The 17,566-nt window shown below is 27.0% G+C and carries 18 protein-coding genes and 1 other annotated feature; of the genes, 16 read left to right on the plus strand and 2 right to left on the minus strand.

Annotation, left to right across the window (positions count from 1 at the left end; translation table 11 throughout):
* Window positions 1-18 precede the first annotated feature (18 nt).
* On the minus strand, window positions 19-555 hold the full coding sequence (pssA, locus tag SPJ33_RS09390) for a CDP-diacylglycerol--serine O-phosphatidyltransferase (protein ID WP_321117704.1): 537 nt from the start codon (window positions 553-555) through the stop codon (window positions 19-21).
* A gap of 199 nt (window positions 556-754) precedes the next feature.
* On the opposite strand from pssA, the gene SPJ33_RS09395 reads away from it, so the two are divergent.
* The 8 genes from SPJ33_RS09395 to nth all read left to right on the plus strand — a co-directional run bounded on the left by SPJ33_RS09395 (window position 755) and on the right by nth (window position 8,517).
* Window positions 755-1,636: a YegS/Rv2252/BmrU family lipid kinase gene (locus SPJ33_RS09395; RefSeq protein ID WP_321117705.1), complete on the plus strand. Its 882-nt coding sequence runs from the start codon at window positions 755-757 to the stop codon at window positions 1,634-1,636.
* A 368-nt stretch (window positions 1,637-2,004) separates the two neighbouring features.
* Window positions 2,005-2,340: a hypothetical protein gene (locus SPJ33_RS09400; RefSeq protein WP_321117706.1), complete on the plus strand. Its 336-nt coding sequence runs from the start codon at window positions 2,005-2,007 to the stop codon at window positions 2,338-2,340.
* Window positions 2,341-2,672: 332 nt separating this feature from the next.
* The gene (locus tag SPJ33_RS09405; RefSeq protein ID WP_321117707.1) at window positions 2,673-3,920 is read left to right on the plus strand and encodes a magnesium transporter MgtE N-terminal domain-containing protein; all 1,248 of its coding nucleotides are present in this window, start codon (window positions 2,673-2,675) and stop codon (window positions 3,918-3,920) included.
* A gap of 125 nt (window positions 3,921-4,045) precedes the next feature.
* Window positions 4,046-4,291 (plus strand) — a binding site (T-box leader).
* Between the two features lie 157 nt (window positions 4,292-4,448).
* Window positions 4,449-5,354, plus strand: coding sequence for a cysteine synthase A (cysK, locus tag SPJ33_RS09410; RefSeq protein WP_321117708.1), 906 nt, complete (start codon window positions 4,449-4,451; stop codon window positions 5,352-5,354).
* 57 nt (window positions 5,355-5,411) lie between these two features.
* The gene (gene epsC, locus SPJ33_RS09415; protein WP_321117709.1) at window positions 5,412-5,996 is read left to right on the plus strand and encodes a serine O-acetyltransferase EpsC; all 585 of its coding nucleotides are present in this window, start codon (window positions 5,412-5,414) and stop codon (window positions 5,994-5,996) included.
* A 26-nt stretch (window positions 5,997-6,022) separates the two neighbouring features.
* A complete protein-coding gene (gene queG / locus SPJ33_RS09420; RefSeq protein ID WP_321117710.1) occupies window positions 6,023-7,003 on the plus strand; it encodes a tRNA epoxyqueuosine(34) reductase QueG in 981 nt (326 codons plus the stop codon).
* Between the two features lie 57 nt (window positions 7,004-7,060).
* On the plus strand, window positions 7,061-7,765 hold the full coding sequence (locus tag SPJ33_RS09425; protein WP_321117711.1) for a lysophospholipid acyltransferase family protein: 705 nt from the start codon (window positions 7,061-7,063) through the stop codon (window positions 7,763-7,765).
* A gap of 116 nt (window positions 7,766-7,881) precedes the next feature.
* Complete coding sequence (gene nth / locus SPJ33_RS09430) at window positions 7,882-8,517, plus strand: endonuclease III (RefSeq protein WP_321117712.1); 636 nt, start codon at window positions 7,882-7,884, stop codon at window positions 8,515-8,517.
* Window positions 8,518-8,568: 51 nt separating this feature from the next.
* Here the strand turns inward: nth and SPJ33_RS09435 are convergent, their stop codons facing one another.
* Window positions 8,569-9,426: a DMT family transporter gene (locus SPJ33_RS09435; RefSeq protein ID WP_321117713.1), complete on the minus strand. Its 858-nt coding sequence runs from the start codon at window positions 9,424-9,426 to the stop codon at window positions 8,569-8,571.
* 223 nt (window positions 9,427-9,649) lie between these two features.
* On the opposite strand from SPJ33_RS09435, the gene SPJ33_RS09440 reads away from it, so the two are divergent.
* The 8 genes from SPJ33_RS09440 to SPJ33_RS09475 all read left to right on the plus strand — a co-directional run bounded on the left by SPJ33_RS09440 (window position 9,650) and on the right by SPJ33_RS09475 (window position 17,500).
* On the plus strand, window positions 9,650-10,561 hold the full coding sequence (locus SPJ33_RS09440; protein WP_321117714.1) for a D-alanine--D-alanine ligase: 912 nt from the start codon (window positions 9,650-9,652) through the stop codon (window positions 10,559-10,561).
* A 173-nt stretch (window positions 10,562-10,734) separates the two neighbouring features.
* The gene (locus tag SPJ33_RS09445) at window positions 10,735-11,451 is read left to right on the plus strand and encodes a response regulator (RefSeq protein ID WP_414627222.1); all 717 of its coding nucleotides are present in this window, start codon (window positions 10,735-10,737) and stop codon (window positions 11,449-11,451) included.
* Complete coding sequence (locus SPJ33_RS09450; RefSeq protein ID WP_321117716.1) at window positions 11,441-12,976, plus strand: HAMP domain-containing sensor histidine kinase; 1,536 nt, start codon at window positions 11,441-11,443, stop codon at window positions 12,974-12,976. Before SPJ33_RS09445 ends, SPJ33_RS09450 begins: the two co-directional genes overlap by 11 nt.
* A 76-nt stretch (window positions 12,977-13,052) precedes the next feature.
* Window positions 13,053-14,000 carry a glycoside hydrolase family 25 protein gene (locus SPJ33_RS09455; RefSeq protein ID WP_321117717.1) on the plus strand — a complete coding sequence of 316 codons (948 nt, stop codon included), beginning with the start codon at window positions 13,053-13,055 and terminating at the stop codon, window positions 13,998-14,000.
* 104 nt (window positions 14,001-14,104) lie between these two features.
* Window positions 14,105-14,944 (plus strand): Cof-type HAD-IIB family hydrolase, encoded by an 840-nt coding sequence (locus SPJ33_RS09460; RefSeq protein ID WP_321117718.1) that lies wholly within the window; start codon window positions 14,105-14,107, stop codon window positions 14,942-14,944.
* A gap of 38 nt (window positions 14,945-14,982) precedes the next feature.
* Window positions 14,983-15,996, plus strand: a complete 1,014-nt coding sequence (gene splB / locus SPJ33_RS09465) for a spore photoproduct lyase (protein WP_321117719.1) — start codon at window positions 14,983-14,985, stop codon at window positions 15,994-15,996.
* A 183-nt stretch (window positions 15,997-16,179) separates the two neighbouring features.
* Window positions 16,180-16,641, plus strand: a complete 462-nt coding sequence (locus SPJ33_RS09470; RefSeq protein ID WP_321117720.1) for a tRNA (cytidine(34)-2'-O)-methyltransferase — start codon at window positions 16,180-16,182, stop codon at window positions 16,639-16,641.
* Between the two features lie 19 nt (window positions 16,642-16,660).
* Window positions 16,661-17,500, plus strand: coding sequence for a DegV family protein (locus SPJ33_RS09475; protein WP_321117721.1), 840 nt, complete (start codon window positions 16,661-16,663; stop codon window positions 17,498-17,500).
* Window positions 17,501-17,566: the final 66 nt, after the last annotated feature.

Genomic DNA, 17,566 nt, shown 5'->3' on the forward strand with positions numbered 1-17,566 from the left:
ATCTAGGTTAAAAGTCTCTTATAATTTCTTTAATCTCAAATTACTTACCATTAAGTAAGATCCTAAAATCATTAATACTATAGGTATTATTACACTTATATTTTCAGCTTTTATATAAGCAGCTAAAATTGCAAAAACAGCCATAAAACAGCCAGCTATTGTAATTGGTATACCTCTAAATACACCATCAAATTCAGTTGTATTATATCTTGCTAATCTATATGCTCCGCAAATTGGGAACGCTAAAAGTATTATATAACCTATAATTCCTAATGGACCAAATTCTCCTAAATTAAATAATGTGAAGATTAGTAATGAAGGAGCGACACCAAATGATACAAGATCTGCTAAAGAATCTAATTCTTTTCCAAGATCACTTGTAACTTTTAAATATCTAGCAATTCTTCCGTCATATCTGTCTACTAATCCAGCGAGTAATATTAATAAAGCAGCTTGATAATACCTAGATTGTCCATTTAATATTGATAAAATTGATAGTATTCCGCATGATAGATTAATAAATGTAAATATGTTAGGAATACAACTTTTTCTCATACAATCACTCCTAAAAATGTTAAATAACTTACAGTAAGTTATTATAGCATACAAATTAATATAATATAAGGTCTAAATGAGATTTAAGAAAAAGTTAAGGTAAGTTATTATAAACAATATAGGGATAATTTATAATTGGACATGATAAAAAAGCAATTGTATAATATAAGTTAGTTCTATCATAAGGAGGAAAGTAATAATGCAAAAGGTACGTTTTATTTATAATCCATATTCAGGAGAAAATGCTATAGTAAGTGAGCTAGATAATGTTATAAAAATTCACCAAAAACATGGATATAAAATAGTTCCCTACAGAATAGAACGTGGTAGGGCAATAGATGAGGCACTAGAATGTATTGATAAAAGTTATGCTTATATACTTATAGCCGGAGGGGATGGAACTGTAGATTCAGTTTTAAATGCTATGATGAAAAAAGGCATAAAGCTTCCAATAGCAATATTACCAGTTGGAACTGCAAATGATTTTGGAAAGTTTATAGACATGCCTCAAAATGTAACAAAGGCTTGTGAAAGAATAGTTAAATCAAAACCTAAGCCAATAGATATAGGTAAAATTAATGATAAATATTTTATAAATGTAGCAAGTACAGGGCTTTTTACAGATGTATCACAAAAAACAGATGTACATCTTAAAAATGCTATAGGAAAGTTAGCGTATTATATTAAGGGGCTAGAAGAATTACCTAATTTTAGAAAACTTAAAGTTAACATAACATCAAAAGAATATAATTACAATGGTGAAATGTATTTATTACTATTATTTAATGGAAAAACTGCAGGAAACTTAAATCTAGCAACAAAAGCTGATGCACAAGATGGAATGCTTGATTTAATTTTATTTAAGGCAGTACCATTAATTGAACTTTTACCTCTTTTCTTAAAAGTTTTAAGGGGAGATCATCTAGATTCAGAAAAAGTTGTATACTTTAAAACAAATGATATTTTAATTGAGTGTGATGAAGATATAGTTACTGATATAGATGGAGAAAAGGGGCCAGAATTTCCACTAAGAGTTCAATGTATAAAAGGCGGAATAGAAGTTTTAGGGTTAAAGGAATAAACCTAAATAAATTTTAATAAGTATAAATAACAGAAATATGGTTTAGGAGTGAATAGTTTATGAACCTTATATACTATATGAGTTTGTTATTTATACTTTTTTTTATAATATTTTTAATAGATAAGGACAGAAATAAGGCTCCTAAGAAAATAAGGATTTTTTTAGGATTATCCCTTATAGTACTGTTTATTAAAAATTTAGCATTGATATTTATGTGTATAATAAAAAACATTGAGATAATATATGTTCTTAAGAATTTTATATATTTAGATTACTTAATAATACCAGTTATTATTCTTAATTTATATTATATTTATCTTAGATTTGATAATATAAATTTTAATAGAATTTATGGTATAGCGACTATTATGTTTTTTATATATCTAATATTTATATATAAAATAGAAGGAACTATAAAACTTGATGCCTCACTAGGATATTTTATAGTATTAAATAATGAGAATATAATAAAGGATATTTTAATATTTATAATTGGAATACTTTTGTTAGGTGGTGCAGTCTTTTTAGATAAACCAAATAGTAATAAAACGGGAATAATTATAACAATGACTGTTTTAGGATTTATGATTATTGAAAATATGCTAATCATGTTTAAAGTATGGATATTCCCATATTGTATAATAAGTGAAATATTATTATTGTTTGTTATAAATAACTCTTTAAATACATTTAATAAAATATGATATAAATATGTATTTTTTATTAGTTAGTTAAAAAATATTGCCTTTTAAGAGGAATATAATATAATAGAATTATAGAAGTTTTTTTATTTATAAAACTATTTATGGTTTTGTTTTAGACAAAGCCTTTTTTATTGTTATTAATTTATAGATTTTAAAATTAAGGGTGGTGTTTTTAAATGGAGGGTGGACCTCAGTTAGGTGAGAAACCAAAACTCAATAACATGTCTTAGAGTATAGGCCTCTATTTAATTACTAATAGATAATTTTTTACTGTCAAAAATTATGCATTCATTTAGAACTATCTCTCTAAGGCAATTAGGAGGAGTGTAATTATGAAGCAATTGACAGTTTTTTTATACACAAATATATTATGTAAAAAAATATACGATGAATTTGGATATAATCTTGGTATATTAAAGGATGTTTATGTTACAACTGAAGAAGGATATCCAAGAATTATTGGCTATAGGCTTAAAAAAGATGGAGTCGTATATAATTATGAATTTAGAGATATAAGTTTTTATGATGATGGAGGAAAAATAGTCATAAAAACAAAAGGAAGTAAAGAAATACTTCCAAGAACTTATAGTTATCTTTTATCTAAGCATCTTTTAGATAAGAAAATAGTAGATATAAATGGTAAGCAAGTCGTTAGAGTTGATGATTTAAGAATTGCAAAGATTGCAGGTGAATATAGAGTAGTAGCTGTAGAGACAGGGCCACTTGCAAAGTATAGAAGAATGGGAATCGGTTGGCTTGCTAAATTTATTTATAAAATCTTAGGTAAAAATTATGATGATACAGTACTTATGTGGGATGATGTTGAATCATTAGAAATGATTAATAACAACTTAAAATTACAAATACCATATAAAAAGTTATCTAAACTTCATCCAGCAGACCTTGCAGATATCTTAGAAGAACTTGATAGTAAGTCAAGAAAGCAAGTATTTGAATCATTAGATGAAGATTTAGCAGCAGATACTTTAGAAGAATTAGATCAAGAATTTAAAGGAACTATAATTAAGGAATTATCAGAAAGTAAAGCAGCAGAACTTTTAGAAAATATGCCAAGTGATGAAATCGCAGACCTTTTAGATGAACTTGATGAAGAGGAAAGAGAAAAAATACTTGTTAATCTTGAAAAAGAAGATGCCGATGAAGTTAAAGAACTTTTAGAATATGAAGATGAAACAGTCGGTAGTATAATGGCAAAAGATTTCATTTCTTTAAATTTAGATGTTACTGTTAAAGAGACAGTTGATATATTAAAGGAAATGAAGCCAGATGAAGAAGTTATGTATTATATTTATGTAACTGATAATATGGAAAAAATTCAAGGTATGGTTTCACTTAGAGAACTAATATTAAGTCCTGGAGAAAATAAGTTAAGAGATATAATGGATACTAATTTAAATCTATTAAAGCATGAAGATGATATTGGTCAAGCTATAGAACTTGCTAATAAATATGATCTTTTATCAGTTCCGGTAGTTGATGAAGAAGAAAAATTAATAGGTATAGTAATAATTCATGACATTATAGATGAATATTTATATCCAGCATGGAAGAAAAAATAAAATTTAAAATATAGGAATCATGATTTTTTATAATAATTTAAATATTTTATACTAATTAAAAAAGTATTGACAATAATTTATAAAAGCATATAATATTAATATAAACCTTACAAATTTACTCAGAATTAAAGACTATGAAAAAGGAAAGTAGTATATAGGAAGATTACAGAGAGAAAAGGTAGCTGAGAACTTTTCATCAAGAATATATATGAAGTGCCCTTTAGAGTTGAAGTGCTGAAAGTGTAGTAGGCCTATCCGGGTTCACCCGTTATAGTGATAAAGTATATTTTGTACTTGAATTTAAGTGGAATTAGTTTTTTATAGCTAATTCAATTAGAGTGGAACCGCGAAAATATCACTTCGTCTCTATATTTTTAGAGATGGAGTTTTTTTATATCCAAAATGTATAAAAAGTGATAATTAACAAAATATAAAATAATTATATATTTGGAATTTTATAGTTTGTTAATTATCAATATATATTACAAATAAAATTAAAGCCTTAGGCAATTTTTGGGAGGTATTATTATGATTTACAAAAGTAGTTTAGAAATGATAGGAAATACACCTATACTTAAAATGAAAGATTTAGGTGAAAATAGTGCGGATGTATATGTAAAACTTGAAAAGTTCAATGCTAGTGGAAGTGTAAAAGATAGAGCAGCACTTGGAATGATTGAAAAAGCAGAAGAATTAGGTTTATTAAAAAAAGGTTCAGTTATAGTTGAACCAACAAGTGGTAATACAGGTATTGCACTTGCTATGATAGGAAAATTAAAAGGATACAAAGTTATAATAGTTATGCCAGATACTATGAGTAAAGAAAGAAGAGCATTAATTCAAGCTTATGGAGCAGAACTTGTATTAACTGAAGGAACTAAGGGGATGAAAGGTGCAATTGAAAAGGCAACAGAACTTTCAAAGCAAGATGGTTATTTCATGCCACAACAATTCGAAAATATAGCAAACCCAGAAAAGCATTATGAAACTACAGCAAAAGAAATAGTAAATGATATTCCAGATTTAGATGTATTTGTTGCAAGTGTTGGAACAGGTGGAACAATCACAGGTATATCTAAACACTTAAAAGAAAAGATAAAAGGTATTAAGACTGTTGCAGTAGAACCTAAAAATTCACAAGTATTAAGCGGAGGAAAACCAGGTCCTCACAAAATACAAGGAATAGGAGCAGGATTTGTTCCTTCAATATATAAACCAGAATATGTTGATGAAATAAGAGTTGTAAGTGATGAAGAAGCATTTAAAGCTGCAAAAGATTTTGCAGTTAATGAAGGTATACTAGTTGGTGTATCAGCAGGTAGTGCCATATTTACAGCAATTGAAATTGCAAAAGAAATTGGTGCAGGTAAAAAAGTTCTTGCAATAGCTCCAGATGGCGGAGAAAAATATATATCAATGGGATTGTATGAATAATAAATTCTACTATAAAACTTTAAAAAGCTAATGCCTAAACTTAAAGGAGGAAACGCTGTGTTTAAAAATTTAAGATATGATTTAAATAGAATATTACAAGAAGATCCAGCAGCGAAAAGTAAGATAGAAGTATTCTTTTTATATCCATCTGTTCATGCTTTAATAGCATATAGAATAGCTCATAAACTATATACAAAAAAATGGTTTTTCTTATCAAGATTGATATCTCAATTAAGTAGATTTTTTACAGGGATAGAAATACATCCAGGTGCAAAAATTGGAAAAGGACTATTTATTGACCATGGTATGGGAGTAGTAATTGGAGAAACATCTGAAATTGGAGACAATGTAACTATATATCATGGCGTAACTTTAGGGGGGACTGGAAAAGAAAAAGGAAAGAGACATCCAACTGTTGGAAATAATGTCGTAATAGGAGCTGGAGCTAAAGTTTTAGGAGCTATTACAATTGGTGATAATGTAAAAATTGGAGCTAATTCAGTTGTACTAAAAGATGTTATAATTAATTCAACAGCTGTAGGTATACCTGCTAAGGTTTTAAAAAAAACTGAGCTAAGAGTAATAAAAATGACAAACGTTAATGGTGAGAATATAGAAATGTACAATGATATGGTTATTTAATAATATAGTATGGGAAGAATAGAAGAATGGAATTAAAAAGAAAGATATTGGAGTTTTGCAAAAATTTAGATTTAGATTTAGTTGGCTTTATAAGGTGTAGAGAATTTGAGGAACTTAGAGAATTTTATAATACTAGAAAACAATTATCTTTAGAGAATGAATTTGAAGAAGAAGATATAGAAAAAAGAATAAAACCTAATATATATATGGAAAGCGGGAAGACTATAATATCTATAGCCTTCCCTTATGCTACGTCTGATAGTTTTTTTGATAATGGCTTCTCAGTTTATACAAAAGGAACGGATTATCATAGAGTAGTTCATAGTTATTTAGAAAAGATATGTAAGTTTATTGAAGAAAATGGTGGAGAAGCAAAACCTTTAGTAGACAGTAATGCTTTGCCGGAGAGATATATTGCAAGCTTAGCTGGAATTGGATTTATAGGAAGAAATAATATGCTTATAACTAAGAAATATGGTTCATATGTATTTTTAGGTGAAATAATAACTGATTTAGAGTTATATGAAGAAGATAAAACTACATTTGATAAAATCAAAGAATATAGAGGGTGTGGGGAATGTAGAAATTGTCTTAAAGAATGCCCTACAAAATCTATAAATAATTTTAGAATAAATCCTAATATATGTGTTTCATATTTAACACAAAAAAAGGACTTAAATGATAAAGAGATGAATTTATTAAATGGAAGAATATTTGGATGTGATAATTGTCAATTAAAATGCCCATATAATGAAGAGGCTGAGTTTACTAAGATTAACGAATTAAAAGTAGAAGAATTTATGGAAAAAGATAATGAAGATTTTATAATAGCTATGAATAATTCAGCTTTTAAAGAAACTTATAAAAATACATCATGTGGATGGAGAGGCAAAAACACATTAATAAGAAATGCAATAATAAGAAAAAAGAAATATAAAAATGAAGATATAAAAGATATAAAAACTGAATCACCATATATAAGGTCTTATATAGATAGACTTTTATAAATTTCTAGAATATAATATAGTGTAGATTATTATTTTGGGAAGTAGGTGGAGTATCTTATGTTATCGCCGTTTATAGCAAAATGCATAGGAATGTTACCAGAAAGTTTAGTAGTATTTACTGGCAAGAAGATAACAGATAGATTCATAAAAAATCATGCAAATATTAGCGTTGAAGGATATGAAAATTTAAAAAAGGTCCAAGGTCCTATAGTATTTATATGCAATCACTTAAGTAATTCTGATGCATTAGTTTTAAATAAAATACTAAAAAAAGATTTCGATCCTTATTTTATAGCAGGTAAAAAGTTATCTGATGACCCTGTAACAAATATAGGAATAAAGATGGTTAAAAACATATTAATAAGACCTAATACTGCTGATAAAGAAGCTATGACAAAGATGGTTAAAACGGTAAAAGGTGGAGAGAATATTTTGATATTTCCAGAAGGAACAAGAAGTAGAACAGGGGCTATGATAGAAGGTAAAAAAGGCGTGTTACTTCTTGCTAAAATCAAAAATGCAACAGTTATTCCAATAGGAATGAGTGGAACGGAAAAATTACTTCCAATATCTTCAGATGGTGATATGGGAGGAGAAAAGTGGCATGATGCAGATGTTAATATAAAATTCGGTAATCCAGTAATTCTTCCAAAAAAAGAAAAAGAAGAAAGTAAACATGATTATGATGATAAATGTATGAAAATTCTTATGAAATCTATAGCAAATCTTTTACCAGAAAATTATAGAGGCGTATATAAATAAATCATAATTATGTGAGAGATTAGAAGCTAAATAAAAACTCGCTCTTTTAGGGCGAGTTTCTTTACAATTTAGGTTAAAATATTTATAAATTAAAAAATAAAACTAGAGGTGTAAAAATGAAAAAGAGAACTAAAGAGATACTTGATATATTAAAAGAGACATATCCAGATGCAAAATGTGAATTAAACTATAATTCACCATTTCAACTTTTAGTTGCAACTATTTTATCAGCTCAATCAACTGATAAAAAGGTAAATGAAATCACAGAAACATTATTTAAGGATTATCCAGATTTAGATGCTTTTTTAACTTTAAGCAATGATGAATTAGAAGAAAGAATAAAGCAGATAGGTTTATATAGAAATAAATCAAAAAATATAATACTTATGTGTAGACAACTTAAGGAAAAATTTAATGGAGAAGTACCAAAGACTATGGAAGGTATAATGTCTCTTGCAGGTGCTGGAAGAAAAACTGCAAATGTTGTATTATCAAATGCTTTTGGGGTGCCTTCAATTGCAGTTGATACACATGTTTTTAGAGTTGCAAATAGATTAGATCTTGCAAAATCAGATAATGTATTGGAAGTAGAAAAGCAACTACAAAAGGAATTGCCAAAAGAAGAATGGTCTCATACACATCATCTTTTAATCTTTCATGGAAGAAGATGTTGCAAAGCAAAGAAACCAGAATGTTTTAGATGTCCATTAAATCATATATGTAAGTGGGAAGATAAAGAAAAATATATGTAGAATAAATAAAAAAGATTATCTAAATTTTAGCTTAGATAATCTTTTTTTTATTTAATTAGCTACTTTTTTGTTGTTGTATATAAACATTCCAATAGAAGCTAATATTACAATTGCATAACCAATAAAGCTAAGTACTGTTGGTATTTGAGCGAAAAGTACAAAACCAATTAAAGCAGTAAATATTATTTGAGTATATGAATATATTGATATTTCCTTAGCTGGTGCATGTTTATATGCAGCTGTAAGTGCAAATTGAGCAACAGATGCTGCTACACCTGCCATTAGTAGATAGAATAATTGAATCATAGTAATTGGTTTGAAGTCTACTAATACAAATGGTAGAGTTGCAATTATTGAGAAGAATGAGAAGAAAAACACTATAGTAGGCCCTTTTTCTTTATCTCCTAAGAATCTAACAAATGTATAAGCACCTCCTGCAAATATTGCAGATGAAAGACCAATTAAAGCTGGTATTATTTCTAAACTAAATGTAGGTCTTATTATAAATAAACTTCCTATAAATGCTGTTACAAGTATTATAACTTGATTTTTTGTAATCTTTTCTCTTAAAAATAAACTAGAGAATATAATTGTAAAGAATGGTGAGAGTTGATTTAACATATTAGCATCAGCTAAAATTAAATGTTCAATTGCATAGAAATTAGCTATAATTCCTATAGTACCAAGTAAAGCTCTACCTATTAGATATTTTAAGTTTTCCTTTTTTCCAAATAGGGGATCTCCACTCTTTTTAACTAAATAAAATGCAACTATACAACTTACAATATTTCTAAATAAACTTTTTTCTATAGCAGGTAAATTGCCGGATAGTTTAACAAAAGTACCCATAACTGCAAATGCGATAGCTGAAATTATCATAAGTATAATTGCTTTATTTTTTTCTTGCATTAAAAAACCTCCTTATTATATTTTCATATGATTACATTATACTATTATATATATAAATGCAAATTTAAAAGAGTTTTTTTAAAAAGAGAACCACTAGATATAAAAAATATATAACTTGTGGTTCTTTCTTTTTTTAGATACTTTATTATAATGATAATATAGGATAAAATAATATAGTTGCTTATATAAATTTATTAGCATAATTTATTTTGGAGGTACGGATATGAAAGTCGGAGTAATAATGGGTGGTATCTCATCAGAAAGAGAGATATCTTTAAAAAGTGGAGAATCAGTTTTAAATAGTATAGATACTAATAAGTATGATGTAGTTAAAATAGTAATAGATAAAAAAGAAGATATAATAAATAAGGTAAAAGATGAAAAGATAGATTTTGCATTATTAGTACTTCATGGACAATTTGGTGAAGATGGAACTGTTCAATCAGTATTACAATCTTTAGATATACCATATTCAGGTTGTGGTCCATTAAGTAGTGCAGCTTGTATGGACAAGGACATGACAAAGAGTCTTTTAAAAGCTGCAGGAGTTAGAACTGCTCCTTGGATAAATTTAAGAAATATTTCAGAGCTTGATTATGAAGCAATTGAAGAGTTAGGTTATCCAGTAGTTATTAAACCAACTCATGGTGGATCAAGTGTTGCAACTTTTATTGTTAAAGAAAAGTCTGAAGTGTTAAATGCAGTAGAAGAAGGATTTAAATGGGATAGTGAAGTTATGATTGAAAAATTCATAAAAGGTGAAGAAATAACTTGTCCAATCTTAGCTGATGAAATGTATCCTGTTATAGCTATAAAACCAAATGCTGAATTCTTTGATTTTGCAGCAAAATACAATGATGGTGGATCAGATGAATTTATTATAGAACTTGAAAAGGATCTTCACAAAGAAGTTGAAGAAATGGCACTTGCAACATATAGAGCTTTAAAGTGTGCTGTATATGCTAGAGTTGATATGATAATTACAGAAGAAAAAGTACCATATATATTAGAAGTAAATACTTTACCAGGAATGACTAAAAATAGCTTATTCCCTAAGAGTGTTGCTGGAAGAAATATGTCATATAGCGAATTAATTGATAGAATAATAGAAGAATCAATGAAAGAAAAAAGATAGTTTTATATAAATTATAAAGAAAGATTTTAAGCTAAACTTTTTAAGTTTAGCTTATTTTTTATATTATTAGATAATAAATATATTTTAATATGTTAAGAATATATTAAGAAATTTTTACAGAATTATTTAAGAAGTAAACTTTATAATAACATTATATTAGAGATGATTATGTTATGGAGGGAGTTATAAATTTGGGTAAAGAAAAGATTTTAATTGTAGATGATGAGAAAGATATAAGAAATTTAATTGAAATATATTTAAAAAGTGAGGGGTATGAAACATTAAAAGCTAAAGATGGGGAAGAAGCTTTATATTTATTAAAAGGAAATGATGTTGATTTAGTTATATTAGATGTAATGATGCCTAAGTTAAATGGAATAGAAACTTGTATTAAGATAAGAGAAGAAAATGAATTACCAATAATAATGCTTTCTGCTAAATCAGAAGATATAGATAAGATATTAGGTCTTAATATGGGTGCAGATGATTACTTAAGCAAACCATTTAATACATTAGAACTTATAGCAAGAGTAAAATCTCAACTTAGAAGGTATAAAAAGTTTAATAAATATCAAGATAAAGAAGATAAATTAACTATAACTATAGATGATTTAGTGATAAAAATAGATACACATGAAGTATTTTTAGCTGATAAGAGTATTAAATTTACTCCAATTGAATTTGATATACTAGTGCTTCTTGCTAAAAATAGAGGAAAAGTATTTTCTATAGTAAATATATATGAAAGCGTTTGGAATCAAGAATATATGGAATCAGATAATACGGTTATGGTTCACATAAGGAAGATAAGAGAAAAGATTGAGAAAGATCCAAGAAATCCAAGATTTATAAAAACAGTTTGGGGAGTAGGATATAAAATTGAAAAATAAAGAGAAAAAAACCAAAAAGAATTTTATGAAAAAAGCTATATTTAATTGGTTAAAATTAAAATATATAAAGAAATTATTTGATTATGTAAATAAAAAAGTAAAAAAGAGTATTAGATTTCAACTCATGGTCTTATTTGGTACATGTTTTTTAATTTCTATATTATCTTATGGATTTTTAGATGATATATTTACAAGAACCAAAACTAATACTGAAATAATATATAACTATAGTAGTATAGAATCAAATGCTCAATATATAGTTAATGAAATTGAAAATAGAAAAAATGATTACGATAATAAAAATGATAATCTAGAAATTAAAGATAAAAAAACTTTTAAAGAGATTTTAGATAATAATTCTAATGATTCTAATAAAATTTATATAACAGATATAGATGGTAAAGTTATATATAAAAATGATAATGCATCAGAAGAAAAACTAGATATATTTAGTATATTAAAAAATGTATCAAAGAATAATATGATAAGTGAAAATACAGCAACTGAATATACACTTATGTATCCTATTAGTATTGAAAATGGAAGATATTATTTGATTTATAGGGATATACCACAAGCAAGTATAGAGTATTCTAATTATGAGTTTAATAGGTCTTATCTTGCAGTTATATTATCTGTAATAATATTTATTATGTTATTTTTCATTATAAGCAATAAAAAAACAAAATACTTAGATGAAATAGCAAAAGGTATTCAATGTATTGCAGATGGTGATTTAGAATATAAAATACCTAAAAAAGGCGATGATGAAATAGCTAATATTGCAATTAATGTGAATAATATGGCTGAAGAGATAAATTCAAGGATAAAAGCACAACAATATTCAGAAAAAACAAAAACAGATTTAATTACAAATGTTTCACATGATTTGAGAACTCCTTTAACATCTATAATGGGATATATTGGTCTTGTTAGGGATAAAAGATATGATGATGAAAAAACAAGAGATGAATATTTAGATATAGCTTATAATAAATCAGAAAGTCTTAGAATTTTAATAGAAGATTTATTCGAATATACAAAATTAAATAATAATGGAATGAAACTTGAAAAATCAGAAATTAATCTTGTGGATTTTATATCACAAGTATCAGAAGAGATGAAGCCTTATTTTGAAAGAGAAAATGTAGAACAAGTAAAAACATTAAGTGAGCAAAAAATTATAGTAAGTATTGATCCTATGAAAATGGTTAGAGTAGTTGAAAATTTATTAAGTAATGCAGTCAAATATTCATATAAACCTGGTACAGTTGTTATTGGAGTTTATAAAAAAGATGGTTATGCAAAAATAACTATAAAAAATAAAGGAGAAAATATCCCAAAGGAAAAATTAGATAAGCTATTTGATAGATTTTATAGATTAGATGAATCAAGAAGTACAGACCTTGGGGGTTCAGGACTTGGACTTGCAATTTCTAAAAGCATAGTAGAAATGCATGGCGGAGAAATTTGGGCTGAGTGCTATGGAAATGATATAAGTTTCCATATAAAATTAAAAATATAAATTATCTATTTGATGTAACATTATATCTCTTAAAATAATACCTTAATAGAGAATAAATATTTTCTTTGGAGGAATTATGCAAGATAGAAATCCTAGAAGTACATTTGGCGTGGATTTAAATGAATATACAACAGAAGTTAACTTTAGAACATTAGCAACTGGAGTTGATTTCTTATACTTAAGAGCATCAGGTTCTGCAACTGGAACATTTAGAGAAGATAGAAAATTCGTAGATTTTGCAAGAGAAAGCAGAAATTATGGTATACCAGTTGGTGCATATCATTATGCAGTACCATCTTATAATGTTTTAACAGCAGATTCCCAATGTGATAATTTTATTGATACACTTCAAAGAGGATTTGGAAATAAAAATTATGGAGACTTATTTCCAGTAATAGATGTTGAAGCACCACTTGATCCTCAAATAGATACAGACACACTTTTAAATTGGGTAGACAGATTTAGAAAAAGATTTGAAAAAAAGACTAGAAGAAGACTTATGTTATATACAGGATTATTTTTCATACAACTTTACAATGATTTTAGGAGAAGTGATGGAACTTATCCTTTGAGTAATATGCCACTTTGGATTGCGATGTATAGAAGTGTTCCAGGAAATCCACCTGTACCACCTAATATAGGAGGATGGAGAAGATGGAGAATATGGCAATATAGCGAAAGTCAAATTGTAAATGGAGTAGGTAATCCTGTAGATGCAAATTGGGGACCAGATAATTTAGAATTAGTATTACAACCTAAACAAGTATCTGGTTTAAATGTTACAAAAGATAATGAGTATATATTTGTAACTTGGAATAAAAATAGAGATATAGATTTATTAGGCTATAATATATTTGTTGATAATTATTGGGTTGGAACGGTTGATAAAGATGATACTAGTTTTAAAATTCCTTTAAATACAATTTATAAGCCTAAAAATAGAGAATTGACTATATCAATAGAAGCTTTTGATTATGATGGTGAAACATCTCAAATTAGGAGCAAATATAAGATTATAGGATAATTAAAAATTATATGTTATTATATAAATATTAAAAAAGATTAATTAATAAAGCAAGTTATTATAACTTGCTTTTTTATGATATTTGAAATAGTGGAGATGAAAATATGAATTATAAGATGGTATGTATTGATATGGATGGAACTTTGCTTAAAAAGAGAAAATCTATATCAGATGAGAGTAAAAAAACAATAAAAGAGGTTGCAGATAAAGGAGTTAAAGTAGTTATAACAACTGGAAGACTTTATAATAATGCTGGATATTATTCAGATCTTGTTGGAGCATCAACAGAGGTTATAGCAGCAAATGGTGCTGTTATTAGAACAAAAAGAAGTGATAAAGTAATATTTAAGAAAAATATTGATAAAGATATATGTAAAAAAATAATGCAGGCGGCTAATGAATGTGGAGTAGTCTTACATTTACATACCATGGATACAATAATTACAAATAGCTATATAAGTAATGCAATAGCTAGAGCGGTATTTTCAACAAAGGATAATAAAGATTTTTTAATAGATATTAAAACAGTAAAAAATGAGAAGAAATTAAATGAAGTATTAGAAATATACAAAGATGATATTGTTAAATGCATTATGTTTTCTATCTCAGCTGAAAGAAGCAAAAAATTTAGAAAAAGACTTGATGAATTAAGTGATATCGTATATTACTGTTCAGGACATAGAAGTATAGAGATAAATGCTAAGGATATTTCTAAAGGAAATGCAGTTAAATTTTTAGCAAAACATTATGGAATTAAACGTGAAGAGGTAATATGTATAGGAGATAATGAAAATGATATATCGATGATTGAATATGCAGGACTTGGCATAGCAATGGGAAATGGTATAGATAAGGTTAAATGTATAGCTGATTATATAACTGATACAAATGAAAATGATGGAGTAAGTAAGGCACTTAAAAAATTTATATTAAATAATTGGTAAAGGTATAAATAAAAAAATACTACTTTAGAGGTGATTTTATGTTTAAACCGGCTAAAGTTATTTTTGATGAAAAATCATTAGAATATCCGTTAGGAAAAAGATTATATTCATATTTTAACAATGAAGATACAGATGTCGTAGTAAATAAAGGCGGAAGATTTGTAGGAAAAAAGACTGAGACGCCTATAGAAAGTTTTGTTTCAGGTAAAAGTTCTTTAGTAGTTGGAGTTAGAAAAATAACAGAATTTCAAAGTTGTAAACCATCAGCTAATTATCAATTACCATTAATAAGTGGCTGTAGTGGTATGTGTGAATATTGTTATTTAAACACGCAATTAGGTAAAAGACCTTATACAAAGATTTATGTAAATGTGGATGAAATATTAGAAAAAGCACTAAAATATATAAATGAAAGAAAACCAAAAACTACAATCTTTGAAGGTGCAGCTACATCAGATCCAATTCCAACAGAAGCATATACAGGTGCTATGAAAACTGCTATTGAATTTTTTGGAGCAAATGAATTTAGTTATTTTAGATTTGTAACAAAATTTTCAGATGTTGACTCTTTAATAGGAGCTAAGCACAATGGAAGAACTACAGTAAGATTTAGTTTAAATACAGATACTATAATTAAAAAATTTGAAAGAGCAACAGATAGATTTGAAAAAAGAATTGAAGCTGCTAAAAAACTATATGATGATGGATATAAAATAGGGTTTATTATAGCACCAGTATTTATATATGAAAACTGGATGGAAGAATATGAAGATTTAATTAAAAGAGTAGGAGAAGAATTTAAAGATTTAGATAGAAATATAGATATAGAAATAATTTCTCATAGATATACAGAAAGAGCCAAAAATCAAATTTTAAGTATTTATCCAGATTCAGAACTTCCGATGGATAAAGAAAATAGAACTCTTAAATATGGTCAATTTGGTTATACAAAATATGTTTATAACAAAGAAGAATTAGAAAAAATGAAAGTGTTTTTCAAAGAAACGGTAAGTAAATACATACCAAAATGTACAATAAAATATATAATATAATTATTATTTTTTATTAATAATATATTATTATTTGACAGTTATCTGTTTTATAAATTCTTTGACTAAAGAGAATTGATGTAGTATTATTTTTAATATAGTCTAAGTAAATGAGATTGTAGAAGCGTAAGATGAATGTAAATTCATCTTCTTTTTTCTTCATATTTGATAATGGAAGGTGATTTTTTGAATTTAAATATAGTTATGTATCAACCAGAGATACCACAAAATACAGGGAATATAGCAAGAACTTGTGTATTAACAGGAGCAAAGCTTCACTTAATAAAGCCACTAGGTTTTGATATAAGTTCAAAGCAAGTTAAAAGAGCAGGTCTTGATTATTGGGATCAATTAGATTTAGAAGTACATGAGAGCTACGAAGATTTCATGAAGAAATATGGAGATAATAATATATATTTAGCAACAACTCATGGGGGAGAACATTATGATGAAGTTAAATTCAAAGAAGGAGACTTTATAATGTTTGGAAGAGAGACGTGTGGAGTTCCAGATGATGTACATAATGCTCATGAAGGAATAAGAGTTCCAATGATTAAAACTAGTACAAGAAGTTTAAATCTTTCAAATACTGTTGCGATAATTGCATATGAAGCATTAAGACAATTTGGCTTTCCTAATATGAAATAAAGTAAAGGGGAATAAATGGATGGAAAAGATTAAAATTATTACAGATAGTACTGTTGATTTACCAAAAGAACTTTTAGAGAAAATGGATGTAGAGGTACTACCGGTTCTTATAAATTTTGGTGAAGAAAGCTATTTAGATGGAATAGAAATAACTTTAGATGAAGTTTTCAAGAAAATAGAAAATGGTGATACATTTCCAACAACAGCACAAATAGTTCCAAATAGATTTGTAGAAGCATTTGAAAAGTACTTAAACCAAGGCTATAAGGTTTTAGCAGTTTTAATGTCATCAGGAATGAGTGGAACATATCAATCAGCATGTCTTGCAAAGCAAATGTTAGAAACAGAAGATGTTCAAGTTGTTGATTCTCAAACAATAACATCAGGACTTGGATTACTTGTAATAGAAGCTGCTAAACTTAGAGATGAAGGATTAAAAATTGAAGAAATAGTTAAGAGATTAGATGAAACTAAGAAACATATAAATAGTTCTTTAAGTTTTGATTCATTAGATAATTTAGTTAGAGGTGGAAGAATTCCAAGAGCAGTAAGTGTTGTTACAGGAATGTTAGGGATTAAATTAATACTTGAAGTTAAAGATGGCGTTATGGCTCTAAAAGGTAAAGTAAGAGGTAGCAAAAAAGCTGTCAAGAAAATCATAAGTGATATGGAAGAGCTAGGAATAAGAAAAGACTTGCCAGTAATCGTAGTAAATGTAAATAATGATGAAATATGTAACGCCTTAAAAGCATATCTTGAAGAGAATAATATAGATTATATAGAAGGACCAGTAGGTTGTTCTGTAGGAATACATTCAGGAGATAAAGCTGTTGGAGTATTCTTTGTAAGTGAGAAGTAATAATTGTTTTGTAAATATTAAAGAAGTATCAGTTTTTGATACTTCTTTTATTTTGCATTAAAAAAA

This window comes from Clostridium sp. (assembly GCF_034179595.1).
Classification (GTDB): domain Bacteria; phylum Bacillota; class Clostridia; order Clostridiales; family Clostridiaceae; genus Clostridium.